This is a genomic window from Nostoc sp. CHAB 5836 (assembly GCF_020829445.1).
Taxonomy (GTDB): domain Bacteria; phylum Cyanobacteriota; class Cyanobacteriia; order Cyanobacteriales; family Nostocaceae; genus Nostoc.
In genome coordinates this window covers 23383-41470 of record NZ_JAIVFV010000006.1, presented here as the reverse complement: position 1 = coordinate 41470, position 18088 = coordinate 23383, and the positions used below count along the sequence as shown (strand labels likewise).

Annotated in this window: 13 protein-coding genes; 10 read left to right on the top strand and 3 right to left on the bottom strand. The window is 40.7% G+C overall.

What is annotated here, in order from left to right; translation table 11 throughout:
- The first annotated feature begins 34 nt into the window (after positions 1 to 34).
- The 3 genes from LC605_RS02375 (at position 35) to LC605_RS02365 (ending at position 2568) form a co-directional block, all read left to right on the top strand.
- Complete coding sequence (locus LC605_RS02375; RefSeq protein ID WP_229545975.1) at positions 35 to 697, top strand: ATP-dependent Clp protease proteolytic subunit; 663 nt, start codon at positions 35 to 37, stop codon at positions 695 to 697.
- A gap of 296 nt (positions 698 to 993) precedes the next feature.
- Positions 994 to 1605: an ATP-dependent Clp protease proteolytic subunit gene (locus LC605_RS02370; RefSeq protein WP_229545974.1), complete on the top strand. Its 612-nt coding sequence runs from the start codon at positions 994 to 996 to the stop codon at positions 1603 to 1605.
- Between the two features lie 339 nt (positions 1606 to 1944).
- A complete protein-coding gene (locus tag LC605_RS02365) occupies positions 1945 to 2568 on the top strand; it encodes a J domain-containing protein (protein ID WP_229545973.1) in 624 nt (207 codons plus the stop codon).
- 389 nt (positions 2569 to 2957) lie between these two features.
- On the opposite strand, the gene LC605_RS02360 is transcribed toward LC605_RS02365, so the two are convergent.
- Positions 2958 to 4160: a PLP-dependent aminotransferase family protein gene (locus LC605_RS02360; RefSeq protein ID WP_229545972.1), complete on the bottom strand. Its 1203-nt coding sequence runs from the start codon at positions 4158 to 4160 to the stop codon at positions 2958 to 2960.
- A 1350-nt stretch (positions 4161 to 5510) separates the two neighbouring features.
- Here LC605_RS02360 and LC605_RS02355 point away from each other — a divergent pair.
- Together LC605_RS02355 and LC605_RS02350 are read left to right on the top strand one after the other, a co-directional pair.
- Entirely contained in the window at positions 5511 to 7523 is a 2013-nt protein-coding gene (locus LC605_RS02355; RefSeq protein WP_229545971.1) for a serine/threonine phosphatase, read from the top strand.
- Between the two features lie 288 nt (positions 7524 to 7811).
- On the top strand, positions 7812 to 9086 hold the full coding sequence (locus LC605_RS02350) for a protein kinase (protein WP_229545970.1): 1275 nt from the start codon (positions 7812 to 7814) through the stop codon (positions 9084 to 9086).
- A gap of 7 nt (positions 9087 to 9093) precedes the next feature.
- Here LC605_RS02350 and LC605_RS02345 read toward each other — a convergent pair whose 3' ends face one another.
- Positions 9094 to 9531, bottom strand: coding sequence for a zinc ribbon domain-containing protein (locus LC605_RS02345; RefSeq protein ID WP_306426836.1), 438 nt, complete (start codon positions 9529 to 9531; stop codon positions 9094 to 9096).
- A 297-nt stretch (positions 9532 to 9828) separates the two neighbouring features.
- The gene (locus LC605_RS02340) at positions 9829 to 10047 is read right to left on the bottom strand and encodes a DUF4327 family protein (protein WP_012407469.1); all 219 of its coding nucleotides are present in this window, start codon (positions 10045 to 10047) and stop codon (positions 9829 to 9831) included.
- Positions 10048 to 11094: 1047 nt separating this feature from the next.
- On the opposite strand from LC605_RS02340, the gene LC605_RS02335 reads away from it, so the two are divergent.
- The 5 genes from LC605_RS02335 to LC605_RS33240 all read left to right on the top strand — a co-directional run bounded on the left by LC605_RS02335 (position 11095) and on the right by LC605_RS33240 (position 18088).
- On the top strand, positions 11095 to 11484 hold the full coding sequence (locus tag LC605_RS02335; protein WP_229545969.1) for a tetratricopeptide repeat protein: 390 nt from the start codon (positions 11095 to 11097) through the stop codon (positions 11482 to 11484).
- A gap of 25 nt (positions 11485 to 11509) precedes the next feature.
- Entirely contained in the window at positions 11510 to 11848 is a 339-nt protein-coding gene (locus LC605_RS02330) for a hypothetical protein (RefSeq protein ID WP_229545968.1), read from the top strand.
- Positions 11849 to 11897: 49 nt separating this feature from the next.
- The gene (locus LC605_RS02325) at positions 11898 to 12425 is read left to right on the top strand and encodes a bifunctional 2-polyprenyl-6-hydroxyphenol methylase/3-demethylubiquinol 3-O-methyltransferase UbiG (RefSeq protein WP_229545967.1); all 528 of its coding nucleotides are present in this window, start codon (positions 11898 to 11900) and stop codon (positions 12423 to 12425) included.
- Complete coding sequence (locus LC605_RS02320; protein WP_229545966.1) at positions 12422 to 15364, top strand: glycosyltransferase; 2943 nt, start codon at positions 12422 to 12424, stop codon at positions 15362 to 15364. The genes LC605_RS02325 and LC605_RS02320 overlap by 4 nt, the downstream gene beginning before the upstream one ends.
- A gap of 87 nt (positions 15365 to 15451) precedes the next feature.
- Complete coding sequence (locus tag LC605_RS33240) at positions 15452 to 18088, top strand: glycosyltransferase (RefSeq protein ID WP_306426835.1); 2637 nt, start codon at positions 15452 to 15454, stop codon at positions 18086 to 18088.

Genomic DNA, 18088 nt, shown 5'->3' with positions numbered 1-18088 from the left:
CAGTTAACGGCATAGTTTCAGGCGATCAGTTGCTATGGACATTTCCCCAATTAAGGCTGTTCAAGCCCCATATTACGGCGATAACTTTTACCGGACACCACCGCCAGATTTACCTTCCCTCTTATTGAAGGAGCGAATTGTCTATATTGGGATGCCACTGGTACCTGCTGTCACGGAATTAATCGTGGCCGAATTGCTGTTTTTGCAATCCGACGACCCCGAAAAACCGATTAAAATCTATATCAACTCCACCGGCACTTCCGGTTACAGTGGCGAACCCATTGGCTTTGAAACCGAAGCCTTCGCCATTTATGACACCATGAAATATATCAAACCTCCTATCCACACCATCTGCGTCGGTTCCGCGATGGGTATGGCAGCAATGCTACTCAGTGCTGGTACAAGAGGTTGCCGCGCTAGTTTGCCTCACTCCTCGATTATCCTACATCAGCCCAAAAGCTACGCCCAAGGTCAAGCAACGGATATTCAAATTCGCGCCAGGGAAGTTTTGGTAAATAAAGGGGCGTTAGTTGATATCTTACATCGCACCACTGGACAGCCTCCAGAAAAAATTACTAAAGACATGGATCGGCTGTTATATCTGACACCCTACGAAGCGAAGGAATACGGGTTGATTGACCGAGTTTTTGAGAAAGAAGAACTTGCAAATCCCCCACTTCCTGCCAGTGTTCTTTAATTTGTCATTTGTCCTTTGTCCAAAGTCCAATTGTTAATAATCAAAAATTATTAGAGCTGATTCGTAAAGAAAATATTAAGAGTACTCAACTCTTTACTAGGTCGGAGTTTCAGCGAATAAGTGCGTTATTGACTTAAATTACTGAAACCCTTACTAGACAAGTACTTTACTTGAGTTTACAAATTAGCTCTTAATGACCAATGACTAATGACCAATGACTAATGACCAATGACTAATGACCAATGACTAATGACCAATGACCAATGACTAATGACTAATTAAAAACGGAGTAAGTTATGCCTATAGGCGTTCCTAAAGTTCCCTACCGGATGCCCGGTGGACAATATACAGATTGGATTAGCATCTACGATCGCCTTTACCGGGAACGGATTATTTTCTTAGGGCGAGACATTGATGATGAAATTGCCAATCAAATTATTGCTGTAATGCTTTATCTGGACTCAGATGATCCAGGTAAAGATATTTATTTATACATCAATTCCCCCGGTGGGATGGTTACATCTGGCATGGCTATTTTTGACACCATGCAACATATCAAATCAGATGTAGTGACTATTTGCGTGGGATTAGCTGCTTCAATGGGATCTTTCCTGCTAGCGGCTGGCACCAAAGGCAAACGACTAGCATTGCCTCATTCGCGGATTATGATTCACCAGCCTTCAGGTGGCACCCGTGGACAAGCAACCGATATCGAAATTGAAGCTAGAGAGATTCTGCGGATTCGTCACCAGCTCAATGGTATTTATGCCGATAAAACGGGTCAGACCATAGAAAAGATTGAAAAAGACATGGATCGTGACTTTTTCATGTCTGCTGAGGAAGCAAAAGAATACGGTTTAATTGACCGTGTGATTGAAGAACGAACCTCGGTAATAACAGGGGGATGAGGGAGATGAGGGGGATGAGGGGGATGAGGGAGATGAGGGGGATGAGGGGGATGAGGGAGATGAGGGAGATGAGGGAGATGAGGGGGAAGAATTCTAACTCCCAACTCCCAACTCCTAACTCCCAACTCCCAACTCCCAACTCCTAACTCTCAACTCCCAACTCCTAACTCCCAACTCCCAACTCCTAACTCCTAACTCCTAACTCCTAACTCCTAACTCCCCTTCTTTAAACAAACTGTCAACATTGAACTTTAAAATAGCAAATTAGCCCTTATTATTAATAGTTCAGGCATAAAGCTGATAGCCTCTAGCTGGGTATTCGATAGCTCATAGCTCAAGATGGATCTTGGAGATTGCTACCGTTTATTGGGTTTAAGGTCGGGAGCTTCTTTTGCTGATATTAAAGCGTCTTATCGACGACTGGCACAGCAATATCATCCCGATATCAACCCAGATGACAACAAAGCCAAAGATAAGTTTATTGCCTTGACAGAGGCTTACAAACTCCTGCTGACGGTAGTACTGCCAGAGGAGGCTGTGGCAGATTCAAGTCAGGTGTCAAGAACTGGGCGTGATCATGGCAAGACAACGCAACGGCAAAAAACACCAGTAACAACGGTGACAAGCCAAGAATCAGGGAAACCAAAGCCGCCTAATGTGTTGGAAATAGAAGAACGGCTGAAGTGGAAGACTTATGACCAATTGCAGCGATTTTTGCAAGAAAGACGATTTCCGCAAGCGATCGCCCTGGCGGAAGCTTTAGCAGATCGGTTGTCAACCGATGCAGAAGTTCGCCAATGGCTAGCGATCGCCTATCAAATTTGGGGACGGGCGCTAATTTCTGAAAAACAACTGCTCAAAGCCAAAATTTATCTCAAAAAAGCTTTGAAAACAGATCCTCATAATAAAAGTCTCTGGTATGAAGTGCAGCGCGATTTCCAGCGCTTGGAGCAAATTTTTTAAGAGGGTTAATTACTAAGTACAATATTTCATAAATTCGTAACGAATTCTCTTTGCGTTCCTTTGCGCTTCCCTTTGCGTTCCTACCCTGCGGGAAGGCGAGGCGCCTATGCGTTGAAATTTCAACCCTCAATTGGCCATGATTTTACGCTGCATCTGTACTAAGAGAAGAGTGGTTAGCGAAGCTACGGCTCGTAAGTAGGTCGGCGCAATTAAAGCTAACTGACTAAGGCTGTCATTTGTCCTTTGTCATTGGTCACTAGTAAAGATTTTAAGGCTATTTACGTTTCGTAACATACTTTGATTTTTTCGCGCCAACTTACTTAAGTTGGAAAGTCTGATGGAAGCAAACCTTTGATTCAGACTTTCTGCAAAATCTAAAATTGGTACGATCATCGTTGCCATCCGCGCAACACTGCTCCCAAGGTAGCGATTCCCTCAACAATCTTCTCGGTTGTTTGAAAGCTAAAAGCTAACCTGATGGCATCATCTCCCTCTCCATTGGCATAGCAGTGAGTCCCTGGCAGAAAACTGACACCGTGTTCGTTGGCAGCCATTAGCAGTGCTTTGGCGCTGATGTCGGGCGGCAATTTACACCACACAAAAAAGCCCCCACCTGGTCGTAAAGCAACTAGATCACTGGGAAACTCATGAGCGATCGCTTCTAACAACAAATTACATTTATGCTTGTAGCAGGCGATTAACTCCTGAATGTGATCATCTAGTTTCCCTGTAGCACAGTAGCGGGCGACTACATGACTGACAAAGGGCCCCACAGTCCCCTCACTTTTGAACATTGCCAGCCGCTCAATAATTGCTGGAGCGCCACAAGCCCAGCCTAGTCGGATACCAGGCGCAATAATTTTCGAGAAGGTACTCACGTATAATACCCACCCCTCCTTGTCGAGGGTTGCCAAGGGTGGCACAGCTTCCCCTTGGAAGCGTAAATCGCTGTAAGCATCATCTTCCACCACTAGCACGCCATACTCAGCCGCTAACGCTACCAGTTTTTGGCGGCGAAATAACGGCATAGTAGCGCCTGTGGGATTATGAAAGGTGGGGATGGTGTAAATAAACCTGGGTCGGATACCCTGTTTCTTCAAGTCGTTCAATGTTACTTCTAACGCATCCACATCCATCCCCAAATCATCCACAGGAATGGTAATTAGACGTGCCCCAGCGTGGACAAATCTACTAACTACTCCCAAGAAGGTTGGCCCTTCCACAATTACTACATCGCCAGGTTCGACAAACACATCTGGTAGCAAGCCCAAAATCTGACCAGAACCGTAGCCAATAATTACGCGATCGCGATCGGCAGGGATGCCTTGAGCCTGTAACCGGAGGATAATTTGCTCATATAATTGAGCTGAGGGTGGCCCATAATTGAGGGCGATCGGAGCCTCTTCTGCCAGCACAGCTCCAGTTGCAGCAGCCAAGTCGGCGTGAGGAAAGAGAATTGGGTCAGCGAGACCGTAGGCAAAGCTAACAGTGATAATTTTGGTTAACTCAGTGCCGTAAGTTGGTAGCACAAGGTTTCTAGCTCGTTCGGCAAACAAATCAACAATTTGGTAAGCAGAAGTGGTGAGAGCCATAGAGGGCGAGTTGTCTTCTAGGTTTATGAATACATCAGCATTTTAGGGAAGAAATACTGATAGTCAGCATTATTCTAAATCCGAATAATGCTACAGCGTTTCCTAATCACATGAGGTCTATCCTCGCAAGCTCCTCCCTTGCGAGGAGGGGGTTGGGGGTGGGGTTCAATATCTACTCAACTGAGAACTGCCATACCATGTTTTCTAAGTAAAGTTTGGCTAATATTTTATGAGGATGTTTTAAAAGTCTACGGTTAATACTGCCACCAAAATTCCTTGATTTCTGCCCTACGCCATCCGTGACTTCACCAAAGTCCTCGCGCCGTAGAAGCCCCTGCATTCATGCATGGCGATAATGTGACGGCGATTGAAATCGCCGTCACATTATCGCCTTGGGGTTGCTTGGCTTGGTGTACTTTTGTAATGTACTTTCAACGGGACAGTTACCGTTTCAAACTTGACAACCCTGTACGCATAATGTTTTGCACATAAAGTGCCTCCCTTTCGGGGTAAAGTTAGCTTCTCCCAAGGGGAGACGCTGCGCGAACGACAATGTTAGAGGTCGGTACTTTCACGCGCGACACTGGTTTAACCCCTTAAGCCTGTTTAATCGTTCGGTTCTAGAGCAGGGAACTAGCTTGTCTGACGACACGCTTACGCGAACGCATACCCTGGTAGGTCTTGAACTCTTGCCTCTAACGTAGTACTGAGTCGTACTGAGTCTGGTCAGCTTAAGGCTCTTTCAAGCCCCCGCCTTTAGGCGTGGGGTTCCTGACATCATAGTTAGGCGCTCCATATTGTGGTATAACATACAGATAGCAAAAACCAAGCTCAACCGAACCACGACAACTGAAAATATGGGGTTCTACTAGGAATGTAGTGAGTGATCATTACAACCTCTGGTAGGTAAAATTTTCAAGGTACGGAGGTGAACAAGTATCTTTTTACTATGTTCCAAGTCGCTGTCGGTGCGTCAGAGACTCTAAACGCCTGTGGACATCGGGTAAGACTTAGGGTAACTTAAGCACTTGCGAAGCAGGAATCGCGTGACTTTTAGTCATGCGAGGTTTAAAAACTATAATCTTTTGTAGGTCTACTTTAGTCAGGGACAGCCAATTGTGGCACCTTGGATCTTAGAGGTTGTTTGAAAAGTATTATTGCTAACATATAAGCCTCCCAAACCCAACCTCCCTAGCCCCCCAACCCTTGAAGGAAATGGGGGTTTCAAACCCTCTCCCCGAAACGGAGAGAGTAATAGAAGCGGGGTTTCATAGTATACTTTGCAACTTTTCAAACATCCTCTTATAGTGGCTAGAAGCACCTTGGAACGGGAATAAAGGAACTTCCACTATGCTGATTTGCCCTCAGTGTAAATTTGAAAACCCCAATAGCAACAAATTCTGTCAAAACTGTGGCACATCCCTGACTCACAAGGTTTGTCCTGAATGCAGTACCGATGATGTACCCGTGAATGCACTACGTTGTTATAACTGTGGCACGGAATGTGGAACAGTGTTTTGGGCAATTATTGCTAAGGAAATGACTGGGGAAGCTTTGGGAGATGAGGGAGATGGGGGAGATGAGGGAGATTTGGGAGATGAGGGAGATGAGGGAGATGAGGAAGCAATATCCTCCTCATCTCCTCTATGCCCTAGTTCTCAGATTGCATTAGGCTCCTATTTAGACTCCCAAGGGCGCTATCAATTGTTAGATCCGCTACCTACCCAAACGCTACCTGTGACTATTACTGATGTAAGTGCCAGAGTTTTAGACTGCCAGCCGTATCAAATATCACCCATTGAGGCAATGCTAGCAAGTCAGGAATCAGATTTGCTAACCCCATCAGTGGAAGCAGGTAGAATTCCTCCCATTGCTAAACTTTATATTGCCTTACAATCCCAAGGTGAGCGGGGGATACCGCCGATTCACGATGCATGGCAGCAGGGTGATATGCAGGTAGTAATCATCGAAGACCGTTCAAATTGGCAGCATTTACTCGACCTGTGGCAAGAAGAGACGACGAGTTCGTTAAAAATTTTACACTGGTGTTATGAAATGACCCAACTTTGGGCAGTATTGGAACCAGTAAATTGTTGTCAAAGCCTTTTAAATTTGTCGAATTTGCGATTGGATGAAGACCAAACGCTGGCACTACAAAGGTTGTATGTGGAATCATCAAATTCTCAGCCCGTCGTAGAGTCGCCAGAAGATACCCAAGTCCAAATATCTGCTATTTCAGAGGAGCCGTTAACTATTCAAGCTTTGGGGCGGGTTTGGCAAGGGTTATTTAGGCAGTCTCAACGCACTCAATTTGGCTCTATAGTCCAGATGTTGGGGGATTTAGAGTTAGGTAAAATTGAGACGATCGCACAGTTGCGATCGCGTTTGGAGGAAATCTCTGTTGAACTGGAAGCACTAGGAAGTGCAAATTTGCCCCCAATAAACGAGAAAAATACTGCTGTGCCCACTATCCCGCTATCAGATGAGCCAGAAGATAGCATTAGCAAAACTGATGATATGCCAACTGTTGTGCTAACGATGCAGTTAAGTAGCTTGGAAGATGCAGGACGCACAGATGTGGGGAATCAACGTCATCATAATGAAGACTACTATGGCATTGAAACCAAAATTGACAAGCTGGAGTTGCCCAAAAGTCGAGTTCTGCAAGGGCGTGGGTTGTATATTCTCTGTGATGGTATGGGTGGACACGCTGGCGGCGAGATCGCCAGTGAGTTAGCAGTTAACACCCTACGGCAATACTTTCAAAAACACTGGATTGCTAACCAACTGCCAACAGAAGAGAGCATTCGTGAGGCAGTGTATTTAGCTAATGAGGCGATTTACAAGCTCAATCAACAAGATGCCCGTTCTGGAGTGGGGCGTATGGGTACAACTTTGGCAATGCTGTTAATTCAAGATACTCAAGCAGCAGTTGCTCATGTGGGAGATAGCCGTCTCTATCGCTTGACACGTAAGCGGGGACTAGAACAAGTCACAGTAGATCACGAAGTTGGGCAACGGGAAATTACGCGCGGAGTAGAAGCAAGCATAGCTTACGGCCGCCCGGATGCCTACCAACTTACCCAAGCCTTGGGGCCTCGTGATCAAAACTCAATTGATCCCAATGTAGACTTTTTCCAGATCAATGAAGATACTCTTATGCTGTTGGTATCGGACGGTCTGTCAGATAATGATTTACTAGAAACCCATTGGCAGACTCACTTAGAACCCTTACTTAGTTCTGGCATTAACTTAGAACAGGGTATTACAGACTTAATTGATTTGGCGAACCAACACAATGGTCATGACAACATTACTGGTATACTTATTCGGGCAAAAGTCCGCCCAAATCTCGAAAGTTAAAAATAAATGGGGCATGGGCAATGGAGAATTGAGAATCGGTAATCGGGCATCAGGAGTGAGAAATAATTTTCCTAATATCTACTTTACGCCATGTGCAACTTTACTCTCAAACCTAACCCCCAACCCCAACCCTTGTAGCGTTGGGGAGCAAGAATCAAAGCCTCTCCCCGAAACGGGGAGAGGAATGGAAGTGGGGTTTTAAGAATAAGTTGCACTCCCCACTCCGCACTCCCCACTCCCCACTGCGCACTCCCCACTCCCTGTTCCTCTTACCTTTTAGGTTACATTGTGGTTAGTCTGACCCTGTTAGAACCGCAAAAGAAAACGCCCCTCCAGCAGTGGTGCTTTGAGAACTCTTCCATAATTCGGATTGGTCGAGCGGCAGATAATCACGTTGTTTTAACTGATAGTTTAGTTTCGCGGCATCATCTAGAACTTAGACAAGTCGGTTCCCCTAACAATGGCGGTGCTTGGCAACTGACTAGTCAGGGTACAAATGGGACTTTTCTCAACGGTATCCTGGTAATTCAGAGTCTGTTACCAGATAACTCCCTTTTGCAACTGGCACAGGGAGGGCCAATACTGCAATTCCAACTTCAGGATATAACAGTACTGGAAACCGGTTTGCAAATGCAAGGGACAGAAGAAAACGCCGCCCAGACGCTCTACTCAGCCCAAGGTAGAGCAAATTCATCCTCTACTTGCACACACGAAGGCAATTCCCCGAACAATCTATTTTGTATCCACTGCGGTCAACCTCTCTCAGTGCAACAGACAATTCGCCATTATCAGGTGTTGCGAACTCTCGGACAGGGAGGTATGGGTACTACTTATCTCGCTTGGGATGCGGCTGCTCAGATTGCGGGTATCTCACAACTGCTGGTGTTGAAGGAAATGAATGCTGATATGGTGAGAATTGCCAAAGCTCAAGAGTTATTTGAGCGGGAGGCGTACACTCTCAAATCTCTTAACCATCCTGGAATTCCCAAATATTACGATTTCTTTGTAGAAGACGGCAAGAAATACTTGGCAATGGAACTAATCCACGGAGAAGATTTAGAGAAACGTGTCTATACCACTGGCCCAGTGACACCAAACCAAGCGATCGCTTGGATGATCCAAACCTGCAATATCTTAGACTATCTTCATAGCCAAGAACCTCCACTGATTCACCGCGACATTAAACCCGCCAACTTAATGGTGCGAAGTTCAGTAAATCGCATAGTAGTGCTAGATTTTGGCGCAGTTAAGGAAATTGGCACAGCGCCCGGTACTCGAATTGGTGCAGAAGGTTACTGCGCTCCTGAACAAGAACGCGGACAACCTTTGACTCAATCTGATTTGTATGCAATTGGGCCAACGCTGATTTTTCTGCTCACAGGCGAAAATCCTTTCAAGTATTACCGCCAACGAGGACGAAACTTCAGGTTTGATGTGGCAAAAGTTCCTACTATTAGTTCCCAATTAAGAGATGTGATTGATCGCGTTACAGAACCATTGCCGCGCGATCGCTATCAAACTGCAAAGGAATTAGCTCCGGCCTTAGCTGCTTGCCAAGTTTAGGGAGTAGTTAAGCTTCCCCGGTCTGAAGACGCGGGGATTTCTGAAGAGTCCACAAGTAGACTTTCTTAGGCATACTTAAAATGCCTCTACCTACTCCACTTAAGTCAAACTTAAATATCGCAGCTACTTTTCTGATTATATTGACTGCCCCATTGCAGTCTGCATTTATTTTGATTCCAGTTGAGGTTTGAAATTGACCTCTTGTTATCCGAGTTCCGCTACTTTTCCACCCGTCGGGTTTTTCACCGATTGTAGGCAGAACATCATTATCGAGAAATGATGTCTTAGAAGTATAACTTTCTTCTGTTTCAACAAATTCAATGCCGTATTGTTCGCATAGTTGGGCGATACGTCCTTTGAGTTTAGCTGTTGGTATCTGAATAAAATGAGTGATTATTTTTCTTGCCGATGTTAGCGCTGTCTTTTTGCCCCTCGTTCCATCCAAAAACGATTGAACCGAAAAAGAGTTTTAGCCTTAAGTGAACCGTATTGGACATAAACCACCCGGAACTGAAGTTCCTCTCTTATAGCTAAAGTCCGTTTTAACGGACTGTAACCTTTTCTCAGTCGTCTTTAGACGAGTTTCGCTGTTGGACTCAGAATTCATTCTGAGGCGGGCTAGATGAGAATGAAATAGCCGTAGTTTTGAGGGTTTGTAGTCAGCACAAAGGGTGCTTAGAAAATAAGGACTAAAGTCCTTACTACGAACTTACTTACCCATCAATTGAAACTTGACAGACTACTACTCCTCATCCCAAGTTTCTACAGCTAGCAATTCACTAACTGGATCTTGCATACTAAATCCGAAGTCGAGCAGTTCCTGTTTCCAGTGCTGCCATTCATTACCGTAGAGCAAAGCGATTTTCCAGATGCTATCGCTTGGCTTGATAATATTCGATTCTATGAGTGATTGCACGTTGCGCTGCAATTTCACCATTGGGTGAATCACTTGCTGAGTCATAACCTCGATTGAATTGAGATATTTGTTGGTAAATGCTTAATTAAAACTGCTTCCCATTCTGCAATTGTTGCTGGGTCGTAGAGTGGTGTAATTTTGGTAAAGCTAGTCTTAACTTCCTTACTATACCATAACAAACTCTACTAAATTACTGGTAAATTCGCTTTTGTACGGTAATTACCACCACAAAATTCCAATTCCACCAAGTAGTCCTTAAACTTTTTGCAGAAGTCAGGCAAAGGTTCTGGGGAAAGGGTTAAGGAATGAAGGGGTAAGGGATGGTTATGTTTCCCCTTCAACCTTTAACCTTTCCCGTCTTCTTTTTTATTTTAACCCTCAACATTTTTACACAAGAGTGCAACAGTATCTTTTGTAAGATATCTCTTGTGGACGCCGAGCAAAATAATTAGTCATCACAGAAGTTGCAATAACACTCATACACAGGTTGCAAGCAATATGGTGTAGGCTTTTGGCAAAAATTATCTTTCCAGAACTTATGAAGCAGTACTCCAATTGTTTCCTGCTAGGCCAGGTTATGGTCAGGTGGGTGTCCTGCCCGACTGTGTTTTTTTTAAAGACTACTATTTGTTTGAATCACGAAAAATATGTGTGGTTGTTGAGTAACCCATTAGGATGTGGGCTAGTTTGAAAGTTTTTGACTGACAGGAAAATTTGCAATTTAGTAGAAATGTCTACTGTTTCTGTTTCTTTAAACGTTATTTAGAATATCGCAAACATCTAGCGTTAGGCAAATTAATTGCAAATCTTTATATAACTTTAATATTTCACTCAGAGAATAATCATATCTGGAGGGTTGGCTCTGTTTAGGGGTAGGAGAGGGTTTGGCTTTGAAATTATCGGGGCGATCGCACGGCAAAATTGTCGGTACAGCATGGGCTTACCATAAAGTTCCCTTGTCTTGAGAGTTAGCATTTGAAGTTTGTGTAAAAAATTTCTAGCGAAGATGTTAGTTTCTGTTGGGCAGATGGGTATCCTCAGAACGGGAGGCTTGCTGATACCTAAGTATTTACCACAGCAAGTATGTGAGGTATGGCTGGTTCCGGGGAAGAATACGTAATTACCCGTAAGAAGCAGATTGAACGGCGACAAAAGATTGTAACGATAGTGTCGTTAGTGTCCTTTGTTGGTTCTACGGTGTTTGCAGTAATTCCAGCAATCCAACAGGCTAGCCAACCTAAGTCAGCGATCGCGTCTCCTTCTGCTGAGTCAGTATTACAGCAACAGGTGCGAGGTTACGAGCTGGTTTTACAACGGGAACCAGAAAACCAACTTGCTTTAGAGAAACTGTCTTTGGTGCGGTTGAAATTGAAGGATACCAAGGGTGCTATGGAACTTTTAGAGAAGCTAGTGAGGTTACATCCTGATCGGCAAGATTACAAAGTTGTATTAGAGCAGATTAAGAAGCAAGAGGAAAAATAAGACTAGTAATTTTGGTACAAATAGTGTGAATGTCAAGGAGGATTATAACAAAAATGGTGTGGCAATTATCCCACAAGTTTTTAACCAGGAACAGGTAAATTTTATGAGGGCAGCCGCCTTCATGTCCTTAGCAAAAATTCATGAAAATATAGCTTATCCTCATAAAGCCCTGGAAAGTAAAAAAGTCGGTAAGCATCAGTTTCCAACTTTGATTTTTTGGCATTTTTTGATTAATAAGTACTTAAATGCTATCCGCACAGATACACGTTTATTAACTATTGTTAGAAAATTTTTGGGAGATAATATTAAGCAGTTAAATAATCAAGTCTATTTTAGGTTATTCAATTTCTATAAGCCTTATTAAAGGTATTTGTTTGTGATTTTTTTACCTAAATGAGTGAAACAATAAGATAATGCTACAAACAATTAAGGAAATAGATATTTTTTATGACCAGTTTGACCCCTGGCAGTATGAAACTACTCCAGATGACAACAAACGGAAAGAGATAATATTGAGTGAAATTCCTCATAGAGATTATAAGAATGTTCTTGATATAGGTTCTGGACATGGTTTTATTACAAGAGATTTACCTGGGGAAAATGTACTGGGAGTAGATATCTCATTTAATGCCATACATCAAGCAAAAACCTACGAAACTAGTAAACTTAAATTTATTCAATCTTCCATTTTTGATATTCCTCAAAAGACAAAAGAAAAATATGATTTAATAGTTATAACAGGTGTTTTATACTCTCAGTATATTGGTAAATCGCATAATCTCATTTATCTACTTCTAGATCAACTAATTGTAGATAATGGTATTCTTATATGCTCTCATATTGATGAGTGGTATAAAGCTCGTTTTCCTTATTTAATGCTTGAATACTACTTATTTGAATACAGACAATACACTCAAAGATTGGAGATTTATATAAAATGACTATTTTAATGTATCACAAAGTTTTTTTAGATAGCCAGACGATGTGGTGGGTATTTGTTGATGAATTCTACAGACAAATGCTCGAATTAAGATATAGAAAGGTCGTTTATTTAGATGAATATAATCCCAAAGATCCCAATCAGGTTGTCATTACATTTGATGGAATTTACAAAAATATTTTAGATTACGCAGTCCCTATACTACGCAATTTTAACTATCGATTTGAATTGTTTATATCAAGTGATTACATTGGCATAGATAATTCTTTTGACCAGCCAGAACCTTTATCCAAATTTGTTACTTTAGAGGAATTAGAGCTACTGGTTAATATGAATGGTAGATTGCAATGGCACACCAAGTCACATCCAGATCTCACAGAAGAGAAAGATATTTCAAAGATAATATTTGAATTGGAAGTTCCCCTTGTTTTGAAAAAATTAGATCCAAAAGGGTTTAATTGGTTTGCTTATCCCTATGGAAACTTTAATCAAATAGTTGTTGAAGAGGTTAAGAAAAGGTTTAGAGGAGCATTATCTTGTCATCAAGGTAATGATACAAATATTTATTGTTTGAATCGGATAACTGTAACTAATGAAACTATATTTAAGAAGGCTACCATCAGTGTTATTATTGCATCATATAACTATGGTTCATTCCTAGTTGAGGCAATAGAGTCAGTATTACGTCAGACTAGAATGCCTGATGAAATCCTCATTACAGATGATGCATCTGAAGATAATACATATGAAATAGCTGAATTTTATCGTAGTAAATATCCTCATCTAATTAAAGTTAATAGAAATCAGGAAAATCTTGGCATTGTAAAACACTTTAATAAAGCTATAAGCTTAACTAACTCAGATTACATTACATTTTTGGGTGCTGATAACAGATATAGAAGTGATTTTATTGAAAAAACTTCACTTGTTCTGGATGAATATTCGGATGTAGCAATAGTTTACTCTGATTTTGCCTTGTTTGGTTCTAGAGCTAAGGTAGTATACGATTCTTTCCCAGAACATCAGCGCGGCTCTATCAAAGGGGATAGTTTTTTTATAGTTAACTTTCCAGATTTCAATGATACTGCCAAACACGAATTATTAACAAAAGCTAACTTTATACATGGCTCTTCCATGTACAGGCGACAAGCATTTGATGAAGTTGGAGGTTATATCGATCAGGCAAATTTACCTGAGGACTATAATCTTTTCTTACGAATTGTAAAGGCAGGATGGAATGCATTACGAGTACCATTTCCAATCCTAGAGTATAGACAACATTCAAAGTCTCAAGAGAACGTTCGTCAGGCAACCTTTGCAGAATTACAATTTTATAAACAGTTAAGTCAAGCTCTACATCAACAAATACAACAACTTAGCTGGCAGTTGCAGGTAGCTCAGACAGCAAGTTCAATAATACAAGTTGACAGTAGTTTTGTAGAGAAAAGTTCAACTTTTAAACGTATTGATTATTCATCTGTCCCTAAATTAATTACAGAGATTGATAGACCATTGTGGTCTGTAATGATTCCTGCATATAACAACATAAAATATTTAGAACACACTCTAAAAAGTGTACTAGAGCAAGCACCAACATCAGAGCTAATGCAAATCGAGGTTGTTGATGATTGTTCTACGGAAGGTAATGTAGAGGAAATTGTTCACCTGGTAGGTAAAGGCAGGGTTGATTTTTATCGACAACCTAAAAATCTAGGCTTAATTGGTAATTGGAATGCTTGTATCCAACGTGCGCGTGGTTATTGGGTTCATATATTACACCAAGATGATATAGTCATGCCTGGGTTTTATAATCGTTTACAAGCAAGTTTAGAAAAAGAAACTAGTATTGGAGCAGCATTTTGCCGCCACAGTTATATAGATAAAAATAGTAATTGGCTATTTTTGTCTCTGCTAGAAAGGGAGACATCCGGTATCCTTTCTAACTGGCTAGAGTTAATCGCTACAATGCAACGCGTTCAATTTCCCGCTATTGTAGTCAGGCGCAGTACCTATGAAGAATTAGGAGGATTTTGTTCAGAAGCAGGTTCTGCTGCTGATTGGGAGATGTGGAAACGAATCGCGGCACACTACCCAATTTGGTATGAGCCTCAAATTTTAGCATGTTTCCGTTTACATTCTGCTTCAGAGTCCTCTAGATTGAACGTAACTGGTACAAATATTGCTGATACGCGTAAGGCTATAGACATTTCCCAATTCTATTTACCTGAAAAAACTGCTGCTGATTTATCTGCCAAAGCTAGGGAGTATTATGCATTTGATGCTTTGAGTAGAGCAAGGCAGATGCTAGATAATCAAGATATAGCTGCTGCTATTGCTCTAATTCGAGAGGGGCTAAAGTGCAGCAACTCTTCTCAAGTAATGGCTTCACTAGCGTCTTTATTAACCATATCTGAAGCTAATCCTTTACTACATTTATTTGGCTCGTTTTTACTGTCCACTGAAAAACAGCAGCTTGTTGCTTGCGTTTCTAAAAAAGATGAAGGTGATTTATATGAAGAATTTAATTTCAAAGACATTAACTTAATTATTTTCCCCGACTGGGAGCAACCCGAAGAATTACTCTACGAAGATTTAACTTACATAATTAAAACAGTTATTAATAACAATAATTGCTCTGATATATGTCTGTTAATATATAATAGCAGTACTTCTGATGAAGACGCAAATTTTATTATATCTGACGTTACTTTCAATTTAGTCCAGCAAGGTGATTTAGATATTACAGACCACGACCCAGTAATTTCTTTGATAAGTAATCTTAGTGAAAGGCAATCGAAAGTTATTTTAGAAAAACTACATGCACGGATTATTTTGTCAAGCCAAGACGAAAAAATAATAACCAAAGTAGGGGCTGATAAGATTTTTGCGTTAGAGGTTCAAGAATTAAAAAATTTTCTTTTAGATCAATTTAATCTATAGCTAGGTTAAGAAAAATTGAAATATTAAACTAGCTATTTAAAGCATTAGTCAATCTAAGAATAATTAAGCTGAATCGAGAGATTAATTATGAACAATTATCGATATGATAATCTACACATAGATGTGGTTTTACAAGCAACAGGAATTCATGGATGGTCTTGTTCTCATGGTTGGGTAAATGTTTTAGAGAGAGAAGGCTTGTTGAACCGTGTGTTTACACCTATTGCAGGATGGGGAGCAGAAGAACCAATACATGACGATGGCTTGTTTGAATATCTCAAAAATCCACAAGCAGACATTATATTAATGCCTGGTTTTGACTGGCATTCTCAACCACTACATAAAACTATTAAATGGCAAGAAAGATGGCATCAATCTCAAACAATTAAAATAGCACTACTTCAAGAGTGTTACTCAGCAGAAGTTGTACAAAACACTCGTACATGGCAGTACCAAATGCACCAAGCGATTACAAATATAGTTCCTTGTGTGGATGCTTTAATTTGCCATCATGAACCTGATCTTGACTTTTTACAAAAGCAAGTAGGTATATCTTTACCTGTAATTTTTCTACCATTTGCTATTGACACTGAATACTTGAGAAGTCATCAGAAATTTTCAGAAAGATTAAACCGTGCATTATTTAGAGGTAATGCGCCCCGTTACTTTACTGAAAATAGTTATAAGCAGCGGCAAAAGCTGATAGAAGTATTAGGCCAATCTAAAAATATAGATATTTTTTCTAGTAATCTCAATGACTCAAAGCAGCAAATTGAGATTTTGCAAGAGTATGTCAAAGAACTTAGTTCTTATAAAATACTTTTGAACTTGCCATCAAATTCGCAGACGTTAACATCTCGTCCATTTGAAATAATGGCATGTGGTGGCTTGTTGCTTCAAAATGAAATTTTGGGTGTACAATCTAATGCTCTATTTAAAAATTGGGAAAATATTGTCTACTATGACGCTGACAACCCAGAGGATTTACTTAATAATATCGATTATCTGATTTACAATGCTGAATTAACTGAAAATATTGCTCAAAAAGGACACGAACTATGTTATCAACAACATACACTTGAATGTCGAATTGACACAATATTAAATTGGATTAATAATCAATTAGAATCAAAATTTTTAGATTGTCACACTGTCAACAGATGTAGAAAAATACAATTAATCAAGAATTCTACAGATATAGACTCTGGTACACTCAACCAATTCTCACAACCTGAAAGCTCAAATTTTAAAATCATAGTTGATGCCGTCTTCTTCCAACTCTACCAAACTGGTATTGCTCGTGTTTGGAAATCCTTATTAGAAGAATGGGTTAATAATGGTTTTGCAAAGCATATTGTTGTACTTGACCGTGCTGGAACTGCTCCCAAAATTCCCGGTATTAGGTATCGTAATATACTACCCTATAACTATAATGACACTGTTGCTGATAAGGAAATACTACAGCAAGTGTGTGATGAAGAAGGTGCAAATTTGTTTATCTCTTCTTACTATACTACCCCGACTATAACGCCTTCTGTATTCATGGCATATGACATGATTCCAGAAGTTATGGAATGGGATATGAATAATCCCATGTGGCAAGAAAAACATCATGGTATCGAATACGCATCAGCCTACATAGCAATTTCCCAACATACAGCACATGACTTGAAAAAGTATTTTAATCATATATCTATAGAGTCTGTTACTGTTGCTCAGTGTGGAGTAAAAAGCACTTTTTCACCATGCAAATCTGAAGAATTTAATGCTTTCAAGTTAAAATACGGTATTACAAAACCATACTTTATTTTAGTTGGTGTTGGGAGTGCTTATAAGAATAGTATTTTGTTCTTCCAAGCTCTTTCACAACTTACTAGTAGCTATGGATTTGATATTGTTTGTACAGGAAGCGGTGGCTTATTAGCATCTGAGTTTAGAGCCTACACATCAGGTAGTATTGTTCATATACTGCAACTCAGTGATGAAGAGTTAGCAACAGCTTATTCTGGTGCTGTGGCACTGGTTTATCCTTCTAAATACGAAGGTTTTGGTATGCCTGTTATTGAAGCAATGGCTTGCGGTTGTCCAGTTATCACTTGTCCTAATGCTTCAATTCCAGAAGTGGCAGGAGAATCAGCAATATATGTTGATGATAGTAATATAGATGAACTTACAAATGCACTTTGCGATGTGCAAAAGCCTAATATTCGTAACTCATTAATTGCTGCGGGTTTGGCACAGGCAAAAAAGTTTTCATGGTCAAAAATGGCGCAAACTGTAAGTTATGCTTTGATTAATGCTAGTCTTCTGTTTTTAAATCTCAAAGAAATTAATGTAATTATTTTTCCCGATTGGTCACAGCCAGAAGAATTAATCGGTTTAGAATTGCAACGAGTGATGAGGGCGCTAGCAACTCATATTAGTAGTGAAAAAACTACTCTACTTATCAATACTGGTAACATTCGTGCTGAGGATGCTGAACTATTTTTATCTAGTGTGGCAATGAATCTTTTGGTGGAAGAAGATTTAGATATTACTGAAGGGTTAGAAATTTCTTTGGTGACAAATTTGGCTGATGTTCAGTGGGAAGCTTTGCTACCTCGTATTCATGCTCGAATTGTTTTGCAATACGAAGATGAACAAGCAATAGCACAAATACAAGCAGAAAAGCTGGCATCTCGTCAACTTGATAGCTTGAGTAATCAACTATATGTGCTGCAATAA

Excerpts from the sequence above, each read along its gene's own strand:
- LC605_RS02375 (WP_229545975.1), top strand. The coding sequence starts at position 35 with ATGGACATTTCCCCAATTAAGGCTGTTCAAGCCCCATATTACGGCGAT.
- LC605_RS02370 (WP_229545974.1), top strand. The coding sequence starts at position 994 with ATGCCTATAGGCGTTCCTAAAGTTCCCTACCGGATGCCCGGTGGACAA.
- LC605_RS02365 (WP_229545973.1), top strand. The coding sequence starts at position 1,945 with ATGGATCTTGGAGATTGCTACCGTTTATTGGGTTTAAGGTCGGGAGCT.
- LC605_RS02360 (WP_229545972.1), bottom strand. The coding sequence starts at position 4,160 with ATGGCTCTCACCACTTCTGCTTACCAAATTGTTGATTTGTTTGCCGAA.
- LC605_RS02355 (WP_229545971.1), top strand. The coding sequence starts at position 5,511 with ATGCTGATTTGCCCTCAGTGTAAATTTGAAAACCCCAATAGCAACAAA.
- LC605_RS02340 (WP_012407469.1), bottom strand. The coding sequence starts at position 10,047 with ATGACTCAGCAAGTGATTCACCCAATGGTGAAATTGCAGCGCAACGTG.
- LC605_RS02335 (WP_229545969.1), top strand. The coding sequence starts at position 11,095 with ATGGCTGGTTCCGGGGAAGAATACGTAATTACCCGTAAGAAGCAGATT.
- LC605_RS02325 (WP_229545967.1), top strand. The coding sequence starts at position 11,898 with ATGCTACAAACAATTAAGGAAATAGATATTTTTTATGACCAGTTTGAC.
- LC605_RS02320 (WP_229545966.1), top strand. The coding sequence starts at position 12,422 with ATGACTATTTTAATGTATCACAAAGTTTTTTTAGATAGCCAGACGATG.
- LC605_RS33240 (WP_306426835.1), top strand. The coding sequence starts at position 15,452 with ATGAACAATTATCGATATGATAATCTACACATAGATGTGGTTTTACAA.